A 19540-nucleotide genomic window follows, 5' to 3' on the forward strand; every position below is an offset into this window, starting at 1 on the left:
TGATAACATGCCATTCGTAAATTTTCTCGGAAAGGCGGAACGTTTTCCCATGACTCACCCCGGCTCAGAACTCATCGACCGACTCTATCGGGCGACTCTCGGCCTGAAAACGCCCGCGGAGTGCGCCGCGTTTTTCGAGGACCTCTGCACGATCACGGAGATCCAGAACATGGCGCAGCGCCTCCGCGGCTCGGGCGGGAAGAGCGGTGAAAGAATGAACATCGACTCGAACTCCCTCAAGTACGACGAGCGCGCCATTTTCGCGCTGCGCTCGCTTTACTCGAGATACGGCTACTCCTGCTACAAAATGAGCAAGTTCGAGGAATACGATCTGTACGTGCGCAACAAGGATTTCCTCGTCAGCGACAGCGTCATCACCTTTACGGACACGAACGGGCGCCTGATGGCCCTCAAGCCCGACGTGACGCTTTCCATCATCCGCCACATCAAAGACGAGCCCGGCGTCGTCCAGAAGCTCTTCTACAACGAGAACGTCTACCGTATCTCGCAGAAGACCCGCACGTTCAAGGAGATCATGCAGGTCGGCCTGGAGTGCGTGGGCGCCATCGACGCGTACTGCATCGGCGAAGTGCTGACGCTCGCCGCCGAAAGTCTGCGCTGCATCTCGCCGCGCTGCGTGCTCGATGTCGCCCATCTCGGCATCATCGCCGCCATCATCGACGACTTCTCCTTTTCCGAAAGCGTCCGCCGCGCCGTTCTCAAGTGCATCAACGAAAAAAACGTACACGAGCTGAGTCTGATCTGCGCTCAGTCCGGCGTCGAGGAGAACAAGTCCGCCGCCCTCCGCCAGCTGGTGTCGCTCTGCGACCGTCCGGCCGCGGCCATGCCGAAGCTTCGCGCCCTGCTGAGCCGTTCCGGCAGCGCGCGTCTTGCCGAGCAGATGGACAAGCTGGAACGCATCGTCGTCCAGTTCAAAGGAACGGATCTCGAGGACATGCTGCGCGTGGACTTTTCCGTCGCCAACGACCTCAATTATTACAACGGCATCGTTTTCCGCGGCTTCGTCGAAGGCGTGCCGACGGGCGTCCTTTCCGGCGGCCAGTACGATCGACTCATGCGCAAGATGAAGCACCAGTCGGGCGCCATCGGTTTCGCCATTTATCTGGATCTGCTCGAACGGCTCGACCACGCCGAACGAACCTACGACGTGGACACGGTCCTTCTCTACGACCGCCGCGACGATCCCCGCGCGCTGCGCGCCGCCGCGGCAAAGCTTATGGCCGGCGGACACAGCGTCATGGCCCAAAAGGAAGTGCCCGAAGGCATCAAGTTCAGGCAGCTGATGAGACTCGACGGAAACGAGGCGAAGTTCATTGAACATGCTTAACGTGGCGCTGCCCAAAGGGCGTCTGGGCGAGCGGGTCTACTCCATGTTCGCGCGGGCCGGGCTGGAATGCGGCGGCGTGCTCGAACCGGGGCGCCGTCTGATTTTCGAAAACCCGCGCAAGGGCGTGCGCTACTTCTGGGTCAAGCCCTCCGACGTCGCCATTTACGTGGAGCGGGGCGCCGCCGACCTCGGCGCAGCAGGCAAAGACATCCTGCTCGAAAACGAACCCGACGTTTACGAGCTGCTCGACCTCCATACCGGCGCCTGCCGCATGGCCGTCGCCGCGCGGGCAGACTTCCGCGACAATCCCGACCGCACGCTGCGCGTCGCCAGCAAGTTCGTGCACATCGCCCAGAACTATTACGCCGCCAAAGGACGCGACATCGACATCATCCGCATCAACGGCTCGGTGGAGCTGGCGCCGATCCTCGGCCTTTCCGACGTGATCGTCGACATCGTCGAAACGGGCACGACGCTGAAGGAAAACAATCTGCGCGTGCTCGACACGGTCGTCTCCATCAGCGCGCGGCTCATCGCCAACAAGGCGAGCTTCAAATTCAAAAACGGACAGATCTTGGAGATCATGCGGGCCATGACCGCCATGACGGAGGCAGAACAATGATCAGAATATTGAAATGCGGCGAGGTCGCCGACGAGGATATCCTCGCGCGCGCCATCCCGACGGCGGACGTCGGGAGCGTCGTGGCGGAAATCATCGCCGACGTGCGGAAAAACGGCGACGCGGCGCTGAAAAAATACGCCGAGAAATTCGACGGCGCCAGACTCGAAACGCTGACAGTGACACCGGCGGAGATCGAGGCCGCCATGGCGCAGGTCACGCCGGAGTTCATCGGCATCCTCGAGAAGGCGGCGGGGAACATCCGCGCCTTTCATTCGCGCCAAGTCAGGAACGGCTTCATCATCAACGACGAGCCAGGCGTCGTCATCGGCCAGAAGATCATCCCCATGGACCGCGCCGGCATTTACGTGCCCGGAGGCACGGCCGCCTACCCTTCGACGGTTTTGATGGACCTCATTCCCGCCAAGATCGCCGGCGTGCGCGAGATCATCATGACGACGCCGCCGCGCCGGGACGGTTCGATCGATCCCGCCATCCTCGCCGCCGCTCGCGTCGCCGGAGCCGACCGGATCTTCAAGAGCGGCGGCGCTCAGGCCATCGCCGCTTTGGCTTACGGAACGGAAAGCGTGCCGCGCGTGGACAAGATCGTCGGTCCCGGCAACGCGTTTGTCGCCGAGGCGAAGAAACAGGTCTTCGGCGCCGTCTCCATCGACATGATCGCCGGCCCCAGCGAGATCCTCGTCATCGCCGACGGCCGGACCAATCCGCGCTGGTGCGCCGCCGATCTGCTCTCGCAGGCCGAGCACGACACAATGGCCAGCGCCGTGCTGATCACGGATTCCATGGCGCTGGCCCAGGCCGTCCAGGCCGAGATCGAGCGCCAGCTCCCCAAACTGGAGCGGAGCGAGATCGCCCGCGCCGCCATCGAGAACAACGGCAAGATCATCGTCGCCGACACGCTGGCGAAAGCCGTCGAGATCGCCAACGCGATCGCGCCGGAACACCTGGAGCTGTGCGTCGACGCTCCGTTCGACTATCTTGACGGCATCCGTCACGCCGGTTCGGTGTTTCTCGGCCGCCACTGTCCCGAGGCGCTGGGCGATTATTTCGCCGGCCCCAACCACACCCTGCCCACCGGCGGCACGGCGCGTTTTTCAAGCCCGCTGTCGGTGGACGACTTCGTGAAGAAATCGCAGTACATCTATTACACGCGCGACGCTCTGCGCAAAGCGGCGCCGGACGTTGCCGGCTTCGCGCGCCAGGAGGGGCTGACGGGGCACGCCCGCAGCGTCCTGAGCCGAACGGAGGAAAAACAATGAGCCGCTTTTTCAGCAGCAAATACGCCGGGCTGGTTCCCTATGTGCCGGGCGAACAGCCGCGCAGCCAGGAGTTCATCAAGCTGAACACGAACGAATCGCCTTTTCCGCCCTCTTCGCAAGCCCTCCGCGCCGCCGCGGAGGCCGCGCGCCGGCTGAACCTCTACTCCGACCCCGAGTGCCGCGCCCTGAACGCGAAACTGGCCGAGGTCTACCATCTCGCGCCCGAAGAGATCCTGTGCACCAACGGTTCCGACGAGATCCTCAACTTTGCCTTCATGGCCTTCTGCGACGCTGACCATCCCGCCGCCTTCCCCAACGTCACCTACGGTTTTTACAAGGTCTTCGCGGCGCTGAACGGCGTGCCGTACGAGGAGATCCCGCTGCGCGAAGACTTTTCCGTGAACGTGAACGATTACGTCGGCCTGAACAAAACCATCTTCATCGCCAATCCCAACGCTCCCACGGGGCTGGCCCTGCCGCTCGCCGACGTCGAGCGCCTCGTCAAGGGCAATCCCGACAGCGTCGTCGTCGTCGACGAGGCCTACGTCGACTTCGGCGGCGAAAGCGCGCTGCCGCTGGTCCACAAGTACGACAATCTGCTCGTGACCATGACGTTTTCCAAGTCGCGCTCCATGGCCGGAGCCCGCCTCGGCTTCGGCGCCGCGTGCAAGGCGCTGATCGCCGACCTGAACGCGATCAAATACGCCACCAACCCCTACAACGTCAACGGCATGACCATGGCCGCCGGCATCGGCGCGCTGGAAGACGAGGAATACACGCGCGCCAACTGCCGCGCCGTCATGGAGACACGCGAAATCGTCACCGCCGCGCTGCGCGAAATGGGTTTTGAACTCGGCGACTCGAAGGCCAATTTCGTGTTTCCCCGCCACCCCAAAATCGACGGTCGCAAGCTCTACGAGGAATTGCGCGCCCGCGGCATCCTCGTGCGCCATTTCGACACGCCGCTGCTGGCCCGGCACAACCGCATCACCATCGGCAGCCGCGAGCAGATGAACCGTCTGCTGGACGCGCTGGAAAACATTTTGGAGGAATGCTGAATGCGTCATGCCGAAATCATCCGCCAGACCGCCGAGACCGACATCGTCCTGAGGCTGGAACTCGACGGCACGGGGCAAAGCGAGATCGACAGCGGCGTGGGTTTTCTGGACCACATGCTGACGCTGCTGGCGCGGCACGGCCGTTTCGATCTGAAGCTGACCTGCCGCGGCGACACGAGCGTGGACGACCATCACAGCGTCGAAGACATCGGCATCTGTCTCGGCCGGGCCTTCGCGCAGGCGCTTGGCGAAAAGCGCGGCATCTCGCGCTACGGGTTCTGTATCCTGCCCATGGACGAAGCTCTGATCCTCGCCGCCGTGGATTTTTCCGGGCGTGCGTGCCTCGGTTACAACCTGCCGATCCGTGCGCAAAAGGTCGGCACCTTCGACACCGAACTGGTACAGGAATTCTGGCAGGCTTTCGCGCGCTGCGCCGGCTGTTCCCTGCATCTGCGCCGGCTGGCCGGCGGCAACTCGCACCACATCATCGAGGGCGCGTTCAAGGCGGCGGCCCGCAGCCTGCGTCAGGCCGTCGCCATCGAAGCCGATTGCGCCGACGAGATCCCGTCCACCAAGGAGGTGCTCTGAAGTGATCGCCATCGTCGATTACGGCGTGGGCAACCTCTTTTCGCTGCGCAGCTCCTTCGCGGCTCTCGGCGCGGCGGTGACCGTCACCTCCGACGCGGCTGAACTGCGCCGCGCGGAGAAGATCATCCTGCCCGGCGTCGGAGCCTTCGGCGACGCGGCCGGCAAATTGCGCGCCTCGGGGCTCGACCGCCCTCTGCGGGACGAGGCCGCGGCCGGCAAGCCGCTTCTGGGCATCTGCCTGGGCATGCAGCTGCTGTTCGACACAGGTTTCGAGTACGGCAAACACGCCGGGCTCGGCCTGATTCCCGGCGAAGTACGCGCCATCGCCGAAGCGGTCCCGCCGGGACTGAAGATCCCCCACATCGGCTGGAACGCGCTGAGGTTCAGAAAACCGACGCCGCTGTTCAAGTACGTCACGGAAGGCGACTGCGTCTACTTCGTGCACTCGTTCGCCGCGCGAGGCTGCGACGATTACGTCACGGCCGAGACCGAATACGGCGCCTGGCTGACGGCGGCGGTCGCGCGGGACAACGTGTTCGGCTGCCAGTTCCACCCCGAAAAGAGCGGCTCCGTCGGCCTCGGCATCCTGCGCGCTTTCTGCGAGCTGGGGGGCTCCTCATGCTGATCTATCCGGCCATCGACCTTTACGCCGGCAAAGCGGTGCGGCTGCAGCGCGGCGATTACGCGCGGATGACCGTCTACAGCGACCGCCCCGAAGCCGTCGCTGCCGACTTCGCCGCCCAGGGGGCGAGACAGATCCATCTGGTCGACCTCGAAGGCGCCCGAAGCGGCGGCACGCCCAACCTCGAGACGATCGTCGCCGTCAAAAACGCTTCCGGCCTCTTCTGTCAGGTGGGCGGCGGCATCCGCAGCATGGACGCGATCGCCGCGTATCTGGACGCCGGCGTCGACCGCGTCATCCTCGGCACGGCCGCGGCGACCCAGGCGCATTTCGCGGCCCGGGCCGTCGCACGATACGGCGAGCGCATCGCCGTGGGCGTGGACATCAAAGACGGCTTCGCAGCCGTCAAAGGCTGGACGGAAAAATCGCCGCTGAAAGCGTTCGAGTTCTGCAGGCGCATGCAGTCCGACGGCGTTTCCACGCTGATCTGCACCGACATCTTCCGCGACGGCATGATGCAGGGGACGAACGTGGCGCTGTACAAAACTCTTTCGACCGAACTGAAAATGCGGATCATCGCCTCCGGCGGCGTCTCGTCGCTGGACGACGTCAAGCGGCTGGCCGCGCTGGGGCTGTACGGCGCGATCATCGGCAAGGCCTGTTACACGAAAGCGATTTCCATCGCGGCAGCGATCGAGGTGGCCAAATGATTACCAAACGGATCATCCCTTGTCTCGACGTCAAGGACGGGCGCGTCGTCAAGGGCGTCAACTTTGCGGGCCTTCACGACGTGTCGTCGCCGCCCGATCTGGCGCAATTCTACAGTTCCTGCGGCGCCGACGAGCTGGTGTTTTACGACATCACCGCGTCGTCGGAGGGGCGCAGGCTTTTCACGGAAATCCTGCGCGAGACGGCGCGCCGCGTTTTCATCCCGCTCACCGTCGGCGGCGGCATCAGTGACGTGGCCGACTTCGAACGCGTGCTCTCCTGCGGCGCCGACAAAGTCAGCGTCAACAGCGGCGCCATCGCGCGCCCGCAACTGATCCGCGAAGCGGCGGCACTGTACGGCGACCAGTGCGTCGTGCTCTCCGTCGACGTCAAACGCGTGGACGGCGCTTTTCACGTGTTCGCCCGCGGCGGGCGCGACGATACCGGCATGGACGCCATCGCATGGATCAAGCGCTGCGTCGGCGACGGCGCCGGCGAAGTGGTGGTCAACTCCATCGACACCGACGGCGTGAAAAAGGGATTCGATCTGGAAATGCTCGCCGCCGTCTGCGAAGCCGCATCGGTGCCCGTGATCGCTTCCGGCGGCGCCGGCAGCATCGGCGACTTCATCACGCTGTTCAAAACGCTGCCCAAGGTCGACGCCGGGCTGGCGGCCTCAATCTTTCATTTCGGCGAAGTGAAGATCGCCGACCTCAAGGCGGAAATGGCCCGAAACCGTATTCCCGTCAGGCTTTGACCGAGAAAAGGACGATTGCATGATTTCCATCGACGAACTGAAATTCGACGAAAAGGGACTGATCCCCGCCATCGTGGTCGATGCGGCCACAAAGCGCGTGCTCACGCTGGCCTACATGAACCGCGAGAGCCTGACGATCAGCATGGCCAAGGAACTGACCTGTTTCTGGAGCCGTTCGCGCCAGTGTCTGTGGCTCAAGGGCGAAAGCAGCGGCAACTACCAGCACATCGTCTCCATCGCGGCCGACTGCGACAAGGACGCGCTGCTCGTCATGGTCGATCCCGACGGGCCGGCGTGCCATCTCGGTACGACGTCGTGTTTCGCCAATCCCCTCTGGCGGAGCGAGAGCCGCGGCGAATTCTCGCTGGAAGAGCTGATGCGGCTCATTGCCTCCCGCAAAACCGAGAAGAAGGAAAATTCCTACACCACGTACCTGTTCGAGAAGGGGCTCGACAAGATCCTCAAGAAAGTCGGCGAGGAATCCACCGAGGTGATCATCGCCGCCAAAGCGGAGGACACGAAAGAGACCGTCTACGAGATCGCCGACCTCGCCTACCATGTGCTGGTGCTGATGATCCAGGCCGGGATTTCGCTCGACGACGTCATGCATGAGCTTGCCTCGCGGCATGTCATCGATCGCAAGGTAAAGCAGGAGAAAATGACCTCATGATCCGCGAGGACTTTCACGTCCATACGACGTTCTGCGACGGCGAAGACCGCGCCGAGGCCGTCGTTCAGGCCGCCATCGCCATGGGCATGACGCGGCTGGGATTCTCCGGCCACGCGCACACGCCCTGCGACGAATCGTACTGCATGTCTGCGGCGGGGACCGCCGCCTACAAGAGCGAGATCGCGGCGCTGCGCGAAAAGTACCGGCAGCGGCTGGTCATCTGCTGCGGCATCGAGCAGGATTATTTCGCCGATCTGCCCGCCGGCGACTACGACTATGTCATCGGCTCGGTGCACTATTTGAAGATCGGCGGCGATTATGTGCCCGTTGACGAGAATCCCGAAATTTTTCAGAAGGCCGCCCAAAAATATTTCGGCGGCGACTTTTACGCGATGGCCGAACTGTACTATCGGCAGGAAGCCGACGTGGTCAGCCGCACTCACGCCGATCTGATCGGCCATTTCGACCTGATCGGCAAGTTCAACGAGGGCGGAAGATTTTTCGACGAAAATCATCCGCGCTATATAAAGGCCGCCTACGCTGCGCTGGACGCTCTGCTGGAAACGGGGCGTCCTTTCGAGGTCAACAGCGGCGCCATCTCCCGCGGCTGGCGTACGACGCCTTATCCGTCGCCGCCGCTGCTGAAACGCATCGCCGCCAAAGGCGGCCGCATCGTTCTGTCCAGCGACAGTCACCGCGCCGCCACGCTGTGCTGCAAGTTCGACGAGTGCGAACGGCTCTGCGAATCCGTGGGACTGAAACCGGAGCGCTTCCGTCTTCGGCGGTGAACGGGAAAAAGTCGGCATCGGCCGGAAACGGCTCCTGGGCGCTCCGTACGCAAACGCCGGCGGTCAGACGACCGCCGGCGTTTTTCGTGGGATACTGTTCCACGTGGAACAATATCGTTCATCGAACGTCCTTTATTTTTTCCGCCGCTTCCTGCCGAAGCGAGGGCACTTTTGTTCCACTCCGCTTCTGGCAGCGCGGACAAAACACGCTGGAGCGGCCGCCGACGACGGCGCGCTGCAACGTCGCGCCGCAGACGGGGCAGGGATCGCCGTCGCGCCCGTAAACTTTCAGCAACGGCGTGTTGCGGTATTCCGTGCCGCGTCCGCGCAGAAACTCTTCCGCCGAAACGGCGATCTGCTCCACGTGAAAACGCATCACCTCTCGGACCGCCCGCGCCAGGCCTTCCCATTCGGGACGGCTCAGCGAGGACGCGGCGCGCGTCGGCCGGATCCGCGCGGCGAAAAGGATTTCGTCGCTGTAAATGTTGCCGATGCCGGCGACGACGCTCTGATCGAGCAGGCAGGTCTTGACGGCGCGGCGAGAGGCACCCAGCCGCTCTTTCAGCCAGACGGGCGTCAGCGCGGCGTCGAAGGGCTCCAGGCCGAGATCGTTCATGCCGGTACAGTCTTTCTCGCCCTTTCGCAGCAGCCAGAAGCGGCCGAAACGGCGCACGTCGGCAAAGCGCAGCTGCAGACGTCCGCTCAGCGAAAAAACGACATGCGTGTGCTTCTCCGCGGGAAATTCCGGCGGCACGGCCAGCAGCCGCCCCGTCATGCGCAGGTGCAACACCATCTCGGCGCCGTCGTCGAGGAAGAAGCGCAGGAATTTGCCGCGCCGTCCCATCCCCGTCACCGCGCGCCCCGTCGCGAGTCTGACGAAATCGTCCGGCGCCGGATGGGCGATCACGTCGCCACGGTTCAGCGCCACTCTTTCGATGCGGCGTCCGCAAATTTGCGGCGCCGTCACGTTCTTTACCGTTTCGACCTCCGGCAGTTCAGGCACGGTCAATCCTCCCGTCCTTCTCGTTCCGGGTTTGCCAAGGCCGCCGCGAGAACGCGCCTGCGCCCTTTCCGTCCCGTTCGAGAAATCGCTGAGATTTTAACACAGATTTGATTTACAATCACTCGTGCAAGTGTTTATAATACAAGTGGGAAATAATATCAATGCCGCACTTCAGGGCTCGGAGGAGGGAACAGACATGAACTTCGAATACAACAAAGCGATATGCCAGAACCTGCGTGAATCGCTGCGCCTGGAGTGGCTGGAAACCAACGGTCTGGGAGATTACGCCTCCAGCTCTATCGTTTCGTGCAACACGCGCCGTTATCACGGACTTTTCGTCGCCAATCTCGACCGTCCGGCAGGGCGTCACGTGCTGCTGTCGGCGCTGGAAGAATCGCTGCTGCTTGGCGGGCACGAGTTCTTCTTCTCCTGCCGCCAGCATCCCGGCAACTTTTTCCCCAAGGGGCACGAATATTTGCGCGAGGCCGAGATCGGCGCCTGGCCGTTGTTCCGCTACCGCATCGGCGATGTCGTGCTGACGCGCGAGATCGTCATGCCGCACGGCGAACACCGCGTGCTGATCCGCTATTCGCTGGAAGGCGGCGCCGCGCAGGCCAAGCTGAGAATCAAGCCGCTGCTCGCCTACCGGAATTTTCACGCGCTCACGCACGCCAACATGAATCTGCACGTGCGTACCTGGCCGGAGACAGCGGGCTTCAAGGTCGAGCCTTATGACGGGATGCCGCCGCTGTTCATGCAGACCGACGGACGTTTCACGTTTTTGCCGTCGCCCGATTGGTACTACAACGCCGAATACCTGATCGAGCGCGAGCGCGGCTTCCCCTACGCGGAAGACCTGTTTCAGCCCGGCCTGTTCGAGATCGAACTCGCGCCGCAGCGTCCCGTGATCCTCAGCGCCGCGCTGCAGCCAACCGGCAAAGCCGCACGGCTGGCGCGACTCTGGAACGACGAAACGCAGCGCCGCCTCCGCCGCAGCGACGACGAAAGCCTGACCGCCCATCTCGAGCGGGAGGGCGAAAAATTCCTCATCGACAGCCCGCGCAACGGAAAAATCGTGATCGCCGGCTATCCGTGGTTTGACGCCTGGGGGCGCGACACTTTCATCGCTCTGCCGGGGCTGACGTTCTGCGCCGGACGCAGCCAGGAGGGGGTGGACATCCTCGCGGGCGCGGGACGCGCCATAAAGAACGGCCTGATCCCCAACTGTTACGGAGCCGACGGCGTCCATCACAGTTACAATTCCGCCGACGCCTCGCTCTGGTACGTCTGGGCCGTTCAGCAGATGACCGAACAGGCCTCCAATGGGCTGCAGCTCGTCAAAAATCTGTGCTGGCAGCCTGTCAAGGAGATCATCGCCGCGTACGCGGACGGACGCGCCCCCCACACGCGCATGGATGAGTCAGGCTTGCTCCACGTCGGCGCTCCCGACACCCAGCTCACGTGGATGGACGCGTCGGTCGGCGGACGGCCGGTAACGCCGCGCTGGGGCTGCCCGGTGGAAATCAACGCGCTGTGGTACAACGCCCTCGTTTTTGCCGGCAAGACCGCCGCTGCCCTGGGCGAAACGCCGCCGTGGGATAAAAAGCGTCTTGCGGCGCTGAAAAAGGAATTCCAGCGCCGCTTCTGGAGCGAAGAGCGCGGTTACCTGGCCGACGTATGGCGCGCGGACGGCGCCGACTGGAGCTTCCGCCCCAACCAGCTTTTCGCAGCCTCACTGCCCGAACCGGTGCTCGACCGGCCGCTGGCGGCGGAGATGCTGGCCCGGGTGCGCACGCTGCTGCTCACGCCGTATGGACTGCGCACGCTGTCGCCCGCCGACGCCAACTACAGATCGCTTTACGAAGGTTCGCCGGAAGAACGGGATTCCGCCTATCACCAAGGCACCGTCTGGCCGTGGCTGCTGGGAGCCTACGGCGATACCCTGCTCTTCGCTTTGTGGGATCGGCCGGCGGCCGCCCGGCATCTGCTGGGGACGATCACGCCGCTGTGCACTGCCCATCTCCGCGAGTACGGCGTCGGTTCAGTGGCCGAAATCTTCGACGCCGCGCCGCCGTACCGCCCCAACGGCGCCGTCGCCCAGGCCTGGAGCGTGGCGGAACTGCTGCGCGTCCTGAAAAAAATGCGGCGCGCCGCCCCCGGCGTGTATCGTCGCTGGGAGGCGCACCTGCGAGAGGAGACGATGTAAATGCGCGTGCTCATGCTTGGCTGGGAGTTTCCGCCCGACAAAAGCGGAGGCCTTGGCACCGCTTGTTACGGCATCACGCAGGCGCTGCTGCGAAAAGGCACCGACGTGCTTTTCATCATGCCGCAGACTCGCTTGACCGAGCACCCCGAGTCGCACGTCAGGCTGCGTTCCGCTTCGGGAACGCTGATCCCCGTCGTCTCGCGGAGCGAACCGGAGGCGGGGCGCGCCATGGCCGCGCCGGACAGCCATTCCCAAAACGGTACAAGGCCGCGGCAAAACTGCAGCATCGCGGAGCTTCAGCAGTTTGCCGCGCGGATGGTCGTGCGCGGCATCAGGTCGAGCCTCCGCCCCTACGACAGCGCGGTACGTTACGAACAACGACTCGGCCAGCGCGGGGCAAACCGCCGAACCAAAAGCGCCGGCGGAAAAGGCGAAATCTTTCGCCGCCTCGGGCTGCCGCAGTTCGACGGGAGCATTCAACCCGCCGACGCCGCTGCGTCGCCCTCACAGCCGCAAGACGCGGCCGTCCGCTGGAAGCCAGTCGAAATCCACGGCGGTTATGGTCAAGATCTGATGTCCGAAGTATACCGCTACAGTCTCGCGGCCGCGCAGATCGCGCGCGAAGAAGATTTTGACGTGATCCACGTGCACGACTGGATGACTTACCCGGCGGGGATCCTCATCAAGCAGATCACCGGCAAGCCGCTGATCACTCACATCCACGCGCTGGAACACGACCGCAGCGGCGAAAACGTCAATCCCGAGATCGCCCACATCGAGTGGGCCGGCATGACCGCCGCCGACCGCGTGGTCGCCGTAAGCTATTACACCAAGAGCAAAGTGATGCGCCTTTACCAGATTCCCGACGAAAAAATCGAAGTCGTCCACAACGCCGTCAACCGCAACGAATCGCAGCTGGGCTGGCGAGGCATCCCGCCGCATCGGGAGAAGCGCGTGCTTTTCATGGGCCGCATTACCTACCAAAAAGGGCCCGACTACTTCGTCGAAGCCGCTCGGCTCGTGCATGAACGCATGCCCGACGTGCACTTCGTCATGGCCGGCAGCGGCGACATGTTCTACCGCATGGTGCGCCGCATCGCCCAGCTGGGCATGGGGACCGCGTTCCACTTTCCCGGCTTCCAGTCCGGCGTGAACGTGGAACGGATGTATGCCAGCTGCGACCTTTACGTCATGCCCAGCGTCTCCGAACCCTTCGGCATCGCCCCGCTGGAAGCCATGATCTGCGACACGCCGGTGATCCTTTCGCGGCAGTCCGGCGTCGCCGAAGTGGTGCGCAACGCGCTGAAGGTGGACTTTTGGGACGTTCAGGAGATGGCCAACAAAATCTGCGCCGTGCTCGCCTACCCGAAACTGGCCGAAGCGATGGTGAAGAACAGTCGCGAGGATCTGCGCCGCATCCGCTGGTCTGAAGCCGCCGATCGCCTGAACGCAATTTACCGTGACTGCATCCGGAGGAGTTGAGCGCTATGCCATCGATCTGTTTCTATTTCCAGGTTCATCAGCCGTATCGGCTGCGACACTACAGCTTCTTCGACATCGGGCAGGATCATTTCTACGAGGACGCCGAAGTCAACCGCACCATCCTCGATAAAGTGGCGCAGAAATGTTATCTGCCCATGAACGAACTGTTGCTGAAAATGATCCGTCGCTGGGAAGGGCGCTTCCGCGTCGCGTTTTCGCTCTCGGGCACAGCCATGGATCAGTTCGAAGAGTACCAGCCGGAAATTCTCGACAGCTTCCGCACGCTTGTCGACACGGGCTGCGTCGAACTGATCTCGGAGACCTACGCCCATTCGCTGGCCGCGTTGTACGATCCCGACGAGTTCCGCGCGCAAGTCGCGCTGCACGACAAGCTGATCAAAAAACACTTCGGCGCGACGCCGCGCGTGTTCCGCAACACCGAGCTGATCTACCGCAACGACATCGCGCGCATGGTCGAGGACATGGGCTACGAGGCGATCCTCACCGAAGGCGCCGACCACATCCTCGGCTGGCGCAGCCCCAACTACATGTACCAGCCGTCAAGCTGCACGAAGCTGAAGCTGCTGCTCAAGAACTACCGGCTGTCCGACGACATCGCCTTTCGCTTTTCCAACCGCGGCTGGGATCAATGGCCGCTCACCGCCGAAAAGTTCGCCGGCTGGGCGCACGCCGTCAACGGAGCCGGCGAACTGATCAACCTCTTCATGGACTACGAGACGTTCGGCGAACACCAATGGGCCGAAACGGGCATCTTCGACTTCATGGAGGCGCTGCCGGCTGCCATTTTCGCCGATCCGAACTTCGATTTCGTCACGCCCTCGCAGGCGGCCGAGCGTTACTCGCCCATCGCCCGCATCGACGTGCCCAACGCCATTTCCTGGGCCGACGTGGAACGTGACCTGACCGCCTGGATCGGCAACGACATGGAATGCGACGCCATCGAGACCGTTTACTCGCTCAAGGAAAAAGTTCTGGCCGACGGCGACGAAGGCATTTTGCGCACCTGGCGGCGGCTGCAGACGTCGGATCATTTCTACTACATGTGCACCAAATGGTTCTCCGACGGCGACGTGCACAAATACTTCAATCCCTACGGCACGCCCTACGACGCCTATATCAATTACATGAACGTGCTGTCCGACTTCAAAATGACGCTGGACGGCTAAAAATCACGAGAGATCCGAGCAAAGGGGTATTTCATGACGCATAAGGATTCGGCCCAGCTTCCCGCCACGCTCTTCGAAGTTTCATGGGAAGTGTGCAACAAAGTCGGCGGCATTTACACCGTGGTCGCCACCAAGGCCCGGCAGGCCGTGGAGCGCTTCGGACAGAACTATTTTCTGCTCGGTCCGGCGCGCGACAAGAACCCTGGATTCATCGAGGCTTCCTCCGAAGGCGAGGAAGGCCGCCTGTGGGAGACGTTCCGACGCGCCGCGGCGCTTCACAATCTGAAATGCCGCTTCGGGCGCTGGGACATCCCCGGTTCGCCCAAAGCGGTCCTGGTGGATTGGAAGGAACGCTACAATCAGAATCAGATCCTTTACGATCTGTGGCGCGACTTCGGCGTCGATTCGCTCACCGGCGCGTGGGACTACGTGGAACCGGTGATGTTCAGCATGGCCTGCGGCGAGGCGATCGCGGCGTTTTCGCAGGTCATCTCCGACGAGAACGAAGGCGAACGCGCCGTCACCGCCCATTTTCACGAGTGGATGTGCGGCGCCGGCCTGCTCTATTTGAAAAAGCACGCGCCTTCCATTTCCACGGTGTTCACCACTCACGCCACCGTACTGGGACGCTCCATGGCCGGGGCGGGACGCGACATCTACGCCGAGATGGATCAGATCAACGCGGCGCGCGAAGCCGACAACTTCAACATCACCGCCAAGTGTTCCATGGAAACGGCCGCCGCGCGCGAAGCCGACTGTTTCACGACGGTCAGCGCCCTCACGGCTCACGAGGCGGCGGCGTTTCTCGGCCGCCGTCCCGACCTGGTGACGCCGAACGGCCTGAGCCTGAGCTCCATTCCCGATTACAGCGGCGACCGTTCCGCGCCCGCCGCCAACAAGAAGAAAATTCTCGCCGCCGTCGGCCGACTGCTGTGCCGTCCGCTGCCGGAAAACAGCCGCCTGTTCCTGATCTCCGGACGTTACGAGTTCCGCAACAAAGGCATCGACCTGTTTCTCGACGCCGCGGCGGCACTGAACCGCTCGCGTTCCGCGGGCGAACCGCCCGTCATCGCCCTGTGCGCCGTCATGAACGGACACAACGGCATTGACGAGCGGGCGCTCTCGGGCGATCCCGTCCAGAAGCCCGACGACGCGCCTTTCTGGATCACCGCCCATCGAGTGTTCGACAAGGTCCACGACCCGATCCTGAACGCCTGCGCCCGCCTCGGCTTGGACAACCGTCCCGAAAACGCCGTGCAGGTGGTCCTCAACCCCGCCTTGCTGGACGGGCAGGACGGCCTCTTCGGCATGACCTACGACGATGTGCTGTCAGCCTGCGACGCGGGGATCTTCCCCTCGTGGTACGAGCCGTGGGGATACACGCCTCAGGAGGCCGCGGCCAATTCCGTGCCGACCGTCACCAGCGATCTGGCGGGCTTCGGCCTGTGGGCGCGCGAACAGGGCGAGAACGAGGGCATCGTCGTCATTGAACGCAGCCATACGCCTTACGAGGCGACGGTGAAAAAACTGGCCTCTTTGATGGGCGAGCTGGCTTCGCTGCCGGAGAAAGCGCTGACGGAACGCCGCGCCGCCGCCCGCGCGCTGGCCGAAAAGACCGATTGGTCCACCTTCTACCGGCACTACGATGACGCCTACGCCCTCGCCGCAAATCAAGCTCGCGAGCGCGTGGCCACGCGGCCGGTTTCGCGCATGGACGACGAGATCCTGACGCGCGTCTTCACCGGCACGCCGTCGGTGACGCCGCTGCTGCACGGTTTCACCAGTTCGGTCAAGCTCCCGGACAAGTTGAGCCGCCTCGACGAACTGGCGCACAATCTCTGGTGGACTTGGCATCCTGAATACGAGCCGCTGTTCCGCCGCGTCGATCCGGCCCTGTGGGACAAAATCGGTCACAACGCTGTCGAGCTGCTGGGGAAAACCGATCATGGCCGATTTGTCGAGCTGGCGCAGAACGAAGGATACGTGCAGCTTTACGGCCGCGCCCTGGAACGATTCGACGCCGACATGAAGGCGCCTTTCGACAAGTCGATTCCCGAATTGACGGCTACAACGCCCGTCGCCTACTTTTCGACCGAGTACGGTATTCACGAAAGTCTGCCCATTTACTCCGGCGGTCTCGGCGTGCTTTCCGGCGACCACCTCAAGTCGGCCAGCGACCTGCGCATCCCGCTGGTCGCCGTGGGGCTGCTCTACAAGTGCGGTTATTTCCAGCAGAAAATCGCTCCCGACGGGCACCAAACGGCGCTTTATCCCGAGAACAATTTCCGGCTGCTGCCCATCAGCCGCGTCAAAAACGAAAAGACCGGCGAACACCTTTACGTGTCGCTCGACCTGCCGGGGCGCACGCTTTTCGCCCGCGTCTGGAAAGTTCAGGTCGGGCGCGTGCCGCTCTATCTGCTCGACACCGACACGCCCAAGAACACCGAGGAAGACCGCCGCATCACCGAACGCCTCTACGTGGCCGACCGCGACACGCGCATCCGCCAGGAAATCCTGCTCGGCATGGGGGGACCGCGCGCGCTGGCGGCGCTGGGCTATCATCCGCGCGCCTACCACATGAACGAAGGGCATTCGGCCTTCATGGTCCTGGAACGCATCCGCCATCTCTGCCTGACCCGCGGCCTCAGCTTCGCCGCCGCCCGCGAAGTAGTGCGCGGCGACAGCGTCTTCACCACGCACACGCCCGTGGACGCCGGCAACGAACGCTTTTCCGCCGAGCTCATGCACCGCTATTTCGACGAGCTGGCGCGGCGCATCGGCGTCAGCCGCGACGAGCTGATGAACCTGGGCACCCGCCCGGGAACTTCCGGCGATTTCGAGATGACGCTGCTGGCGCTGAACCACGCCATGCGCAGCAACGGCGTCAGCCGCCTCCATGGCGGCGTGTCGCGCGCCATGTGGCAGTTCAACTGGAAAGGCGTGCCCACGGAAGAGATTCCCATCGGCTACATCACCAACGGCGTGCACCTGAACAGCTTTGCGGGCTCCCCCGCGGCGGCGCTGCTCGCAACGGCGGTGGGCGCGGACTGGAGCGCGCTGCCGCCGCAGTCGCCGCAATGGCGAAATGTAGAACAGATCGCCGACGCCGAAGTGTGGCAGGCCAAGCAGGAACAGAAAAAAGTCCTGCTGGATCTGCTCAAGAAGACGTCGCCCAAGGCGTTCCAAAAAGCCTCCTCCGAATGGAAACAAGCGCCGCTTGTGATCGGTTTCGCGCGCCGTTTCGCGCCCTACAAGCGCGCCACGCTCGTCCTCGCCGATCTGGCGCGGCTGACGAAGATCCTCTCGGACGCCCGGCGTCCCGTGATCCTCGTCTTTTCCGGCAAAGCCCATCCGGCCGACACGCAGGGCAACGACCTGATCCAGAAAATCGTGCTCGCCAGCCGAAACGAATTCTTCGGCAAATTCTTTTTCATCCCCAACTACAACCTCGACGTCGCCAGAATCATGGTGCAGGGCTGCGACGTGTGGCTGAACACGCCGCGCCGCCCCTACGAAGCCAGCGGCACCAGCGGCCAGAAAGCGGCCCCCAACGGTACGCTCAACCTGAGCGTGTCCGACGGCTGGTGGTGCGAAGGCGACAACGGCCTCAACGGCTGGACCATCGGCCCCCGCGTCACCTCCATTCACGACGCGCCCGCCGAGCAGAGCGATTACGCCGACGCCGAAAGCCTTTATGCGCTGCTGGAAGACGAAGTAGCGCCGCTCTACTTCGAACGCTCCGACGACGGCCTCCCCCACGGCTGGATCGCGCGCATGAAAAACAGTATTGCCACGCTGAGCCCGCAGTACAGCAGCGCACGCATGGTACGCCAGTACTTCGAAGAATGTTACCGCCCGGCTGCGCAGCGCCACGTGAAAATGCGCGCCCAAAACCGCCTGCTGCCCCGCACGCTCGCGGCATGGAAAGCCGACGCTGGAGCGCGCTTCGCCGGCGTACGCATCGACCAGATCCAAGTCCAGGGCCTCGTGCAGAACGCCGTGGCCTGCACCGATCCGCTCAGCGTCACCGCGTATGTCGTGCCCGGCGCCATGAAACCCGAAGAACTGCAGCTCCAGTTCGTGGCCGGACGCAGCGACGAGCGCAACTTCATCGAAAAACCCGACGTGCTCGCGCTCCCCTGCACCGGCAGCGACGATCAGGGACGCCTCGTCTATCAAGGCGCCTACACGCCCACCCACAACGGCCGCTACCTTTACGGCCTGCGCGTCCTCGCCTACAATCCCGACCTTGACAACCTGTTCGACACGGGCCTGATCCAGTGGGGCTAGCAGATCTCTAAAACCACAAAAGGACAACGGCTGTCTTCTCTTCCCATTTTTGGGAAGAGGAGACAGCCGTTGTTGTTGTGACATATCACGTTCTATGGGGTAATATGGCGTGTTTTATACTATTTCTCAATTAGAGCGTGTTCACGCTAAAACGCATCTACAATCATAGCAAAGTAGATGAATCCACAAAACAGCACGTCAAGTTTATCGTAACGGGTAAATATTCTCCGAAATCGCTTAAGACGCAGGAAATATCGCTCGATCTCGTTGCGTTGCTTATATCTCTCTTTATCATACTCCCATGGATCTCTGCGGTTCGATTTGGGAGGAACAACCGGAGAATACCCTTTCTCCATCGCTTTCTTCCGCATACTCTCTCCCTCGTAAGCTCTGTCCATCGGGATGTATTTTTGCTCTGGAACTCTTATGAGCTTGTCAAGCAGAGCCAGGCCTTCCGGCGAGTCATGGGCTTCTCCTCCGGAGAGCGCGAAGCTGACAGCCGATCTGTCAGTTGCGGTGACCATATGAATCTTCGTTGCGAGCCCGCCTCTCGATCTTCCAATGGTCTGTTTTCCTCTTTTTTTAAAGCGCCTGTTCCGTTGGGATGGACCTTTGCCGAAGTGCTGTCCAGGCAGACCGATTCGACTCTTATGCGAATAATGTTCTCCATTTGCAACGCTTCGAACAGGCGCTGTAAAACGTCGTTTTTGCTCCACCTGTTCATGCGTACATAAATCGTATGCCAGTTTCCATAGGATTTCGGCAATGCCCTCCATTTACAGCCGTTTTCGGTGACATACAGTATCGCATTGATCAGTTGGAGATTGCTCATGCTCACATTCCCGCGCTGACGGGGCAAGTGTTTTTCAATTCGCTCATATTGTCCTTGCGTAATTTCCATATGCACGTTATAGATTACTGTTGGGTAATTGTC

16 protein-coding genes are annotated in these 19540 nt (G+C 62.5%); 14 read left to right on the forward strand and 2 right to left on the reverse strand.

Annotated elements, in window-relative coordinates; all coding sequences use genetic code 11:
- The first annotated feature begins 49 nt into the window (after positions 1-49).
- The 10 genes from FYJ74_RS05780 to FYJ74_RS05825 are packed head-to-tail and all read left to right on the forward strand — an operon-like array spanning position 50 to position 8438.
- On the forward strand, positions 50-1348 hold the full coding sequence (locus FYJ74_RS05780; protein ID WP_195838817.1) for an ATP phosphoribosyltransferase regulatory subunit: 1299 nt from the start codon (positions 50-52) through the stop codon (positions 1346-1348).
- Positions 1341-1970, forward strand: coding sequence for an ATP phosphoribosyltransferase (gene hisG, locus FYJ74_RS05785; RefSeq protein WP_154528724.1), 630 nt, complete (start codon positions 1341-1343; stop codon positions 1968-1970). Before FYJ74_RS05780 ends, hisG begins: the two co-directional genes overlap by 8 nt.
- Complete coding sequence (gene hisD / locus FYJ74_RS05790) at positions 1967-3247, forward strand: histidinol dehydrogenase (protein ID WP_154528639.1); 1281 nt, start codon at positions 1967-1969, stop codon at positions 3245-3247. The genes hisG and hisD overlap by 4 nt, the downstream gene beginning before the upstream one ends.
- Positions 3244-4305 (forward strand): histidinol-phosphate transaminase, encoded by a 1062-nt coding sequence (gene hisC / locus FYJ74_RS05795; protein WP_154528640.1) that lies wholly within the window; start codon positions 3244-3246, stop codon positions 4303-4305. Before hisD ends, hisC begins: the two co-directional genes overlap by 4 nt.
- Positions 4306-4893, forward strand: coding sequence for an imidazoleglycerol-phosphate dehydratase HisB (gene hisB, locus FYJ74_RS05800; protein ID WP_154528641.1), 588 nt, complete (start codon positions 4306-4308; stop codon positions 4891-4893). It abuts the gene before it with no gap.
- 1 nt (position 4894) lies between these two features.
- Complete coding sequence (gene hisH / locus FYJ74_RS05805; protein ID WP_326830882.1) at positions 4895-5518, forward strand: imidazole glycerol phosphate synthase subunit HisH; 624 nt, start codon at positions 4895-4897, stop codon at positions 5516-5518.
- Positions 5512-6225 (forward strand): 1-(5-phosphoribosyl)-5-[(5-phosphoribosylamino)methylideneamino]imidazole-4-carboxamide isomerase, encoded by a 714-nt coding sequence (hisA, locus tag FYJ74_RS05810; RefSeq protein WP_154528642.1) that lies wholly within the window; start codon positions 5512-5514, stop codon positions 6223-6225. The genes hisH and hisA overlap by 7 nt, the downstream gene beginning before the upstream one ends.
- Positions 6222-6980 (forward strand): imidazole glycerol phosphate synthase subunit HisF, encoded by a 759-nt coding sequence (gene hisF / locus FYJ74_RS05815; protein WP_154528643.1) that lies wholly within the window; start codon positions 6222-6224, stop codon positions 6978-6980. The genes hisA and hisF overlap by 4 nt, the downstream gene beginning before the upstream one ends.
- A gap of 19 nt (positions 6981-6999) precedes the next feature.
- Entirely contained in the window at positions 7000-7650 is a 651-nt protein-coding gene (hisIE, locus tag FYJ74_RS05820) for a bifunctional phosphoribosyl-AMP cyclohydrolase/phosphoribosyl-ATP diphosphatase HisIE (RefSeq protein WP_154528644.1), read from the forward strand.
- Positions 7647-8438 (forward strand): histidinol-phosphatase, encoded by a 792-nt coding sequence (locus FYJ74_RS05825; RefSeq protein WP_154528645.1) that lies wholly within the window; start codon positions 7647-7649, stop codon positions 8436-8438. Before hisIE ends, FYJ74_RS05825 begins: the two co-directional genes overlap by 4 nt.
- A 118-nt stretch (positions 8439-8556) precedes the next feature.
- Here FYJ74_RS05825 and mutM read toward each other — a convergent pair whose 3' ends face one another.
- Entirely contained in the window at positions 8557-9441 is an 885-nt protein-coding gene (gene mutM, locus FYJ74_RS05830) for a bifunctional DNA-formamidopyrimidine glycosylase/DNA-(apurinic or apyrimidinic site) lyase (protein ID WP_326830883.1), read from the reverse strand.
- 196 nt (positions 9442-9637) lie between these two features.
- On the opposite strand from mutM, the gene FYJ74_RS05835 reads away from it, so the two are divergent.
- Genes FYJ74_RS05835 through glgP form a run of 4 tightly spaced genes read left to right on the forward strand, consistent with a single transcriptional unit; the run spans position 9638 to position 18606 of the window.
- Positions 9638-11647 (forward strand): amylo-alpha-1,6-glucosidase, encoded by a 2010-nt coding sequence (locus FYJ74_RS05835; protein WP_154528647.1) that lies wholly within the window; start codon positions 9638-9640, stop codon positions 11645-11647.
- A complete protein-coding gene (locus FYJ74_RS05840; RefSeq protein ID WP_154528648.1) occupies positions 11648-13129 on the forward strand; it encodes a glycosyltransferase in 1482 nt (493 codons plus the stop codon).
- 5 nt (positions 13130-13134) lie between these two features.
- Complete coding sequence (locus FYJ74_RS05845) at positions 13135-14316, forward strand: glycoside hydrolase family 57 protein (RefSeq protein ID WP_154528649.1); 1182 nt, start codon at positions 13135-13137, stop codon at positions 14314-14316.
- A gap of 33 nt (positions 14317-14349) precedes the next feature.
- Entirely contained in the window at positions 14350-18606 is a 4257-nt protein-coding gene (gene glgP, locus FYJ74_RS05850; protein WP_154528650.1) for an alpha-glucan family phosphorylase, read from the forward strand.
- Positions 18607-18752: 146 nt separating this feature from the next.
- Here glgP and FYJ74_RS05855 read toward each other — a convergent pair.
- Positions 18753-19507 (reverse strand): IS5 family transposase gene (locus FYJ74_RS05855; protein ID WP_154528726.1). Its coding sequence is split into 2 segments (ribosomal slippage): positions 18753-19183 and positions 19183-19507, totalling 756 coding nucleotides; the frame shifts between segments, so codons are not numbered across the junction.
- Between the last annotated feature and the right edge of the window lie 33 nt (positions 19508-19540).

Origin of the sequence: Pyramidobacter porci (assembly GCF_009695745.1) — a bacterium.
Lineage (GTDB): Bacteria > Synergistota > Synergistia > Synergistales > Dethiosulfovibrionaceae > Pyramidobacter > Pyramidobacter porci.

Coding starts and splice junctions, on each gene's coding strand:
- hisB (WP_154528641.1), top strand. CDS start 4,306: ATGCGTCATGCCGAAATCATCCGCCAGACCGCCGAGACCGACATCGTC.
- glgP (WP_154528650.1), top strand. CDS start 14,350: ATGACGCATAAGGATTCGGCCCAGCTTCCCGCCACGCTCTTCGAAGTT.
- FYJ74_RS05845 (WP_154528649.1), top strand. CDS start 13,135: ATGCCATCGATCTGTTTCTATTTCCAGGTTCATCAGCCGTATCGGCTG.
- FYJ74_RS05780 (WP_195838817.1), top strand. CDS start 50: ATGACTCACCCCGGCTCAGAACTCATCGACCGACTCTATCGGGCGACT.
- hisA (WP_154528642.1), top strand. CDS start 5,512: ATGCTGATCTATCCGGCCATCGACCTTTACGCCGGCAAAGCGGTGCGG.
- FYJ74_RS05825 (WP_154528645.1), top strand. CDS start 7,647: ATGATCCGCGAGGACTTTCACGTCCATACGACGTTCTGCGACGGCGAA.
- FYJ74_RS05840 (WP_154528648.1), top strand. CDS start 11,648: ATGCGCGTGCTCATGCTTGGCTGGGAGTTTCCGCCCGACAAAAGCGGA.
- hisD (WP_154528639.1), top strand. CDS start 1,967: ATGATCAGAATATTGAAATGCGGCGAGGTCGCCGACGAGGATATCCTC.
- hisIE (WP_154528644.1), top strand. CDS start 7,000: ATGATTTCCATCGACGAACTGAAATTCGACGAAAAGGGACTGATCCCC.
- hisC (WP_154528640.1), top strand. CDS start 3,244: ATGAGCCGCTTTTTCAGCAGCAAATACGCCGGGCTGGTTCCCTATGTG.
- FYJ74_RS05835 (WP_154528647.1), top strand. CDS start 9,638: ATGAACTTCGAATACAACAAAGCGATATGCCAGAACCTGCGTGAATCG.
- hisG (WP_154528724.1), top strand. CDS start 1,341: ATGCTTAACGTGGCGCTGCCCAAAGGGCGTCTGGGCGAGCGGGTCTAC.
- hisF (WP_154528643.1), top strand. CDS start 6,222: ATGATTACCAAACGGATCATCCCTTGTCTCGACGTCAAGGACGGGCGC.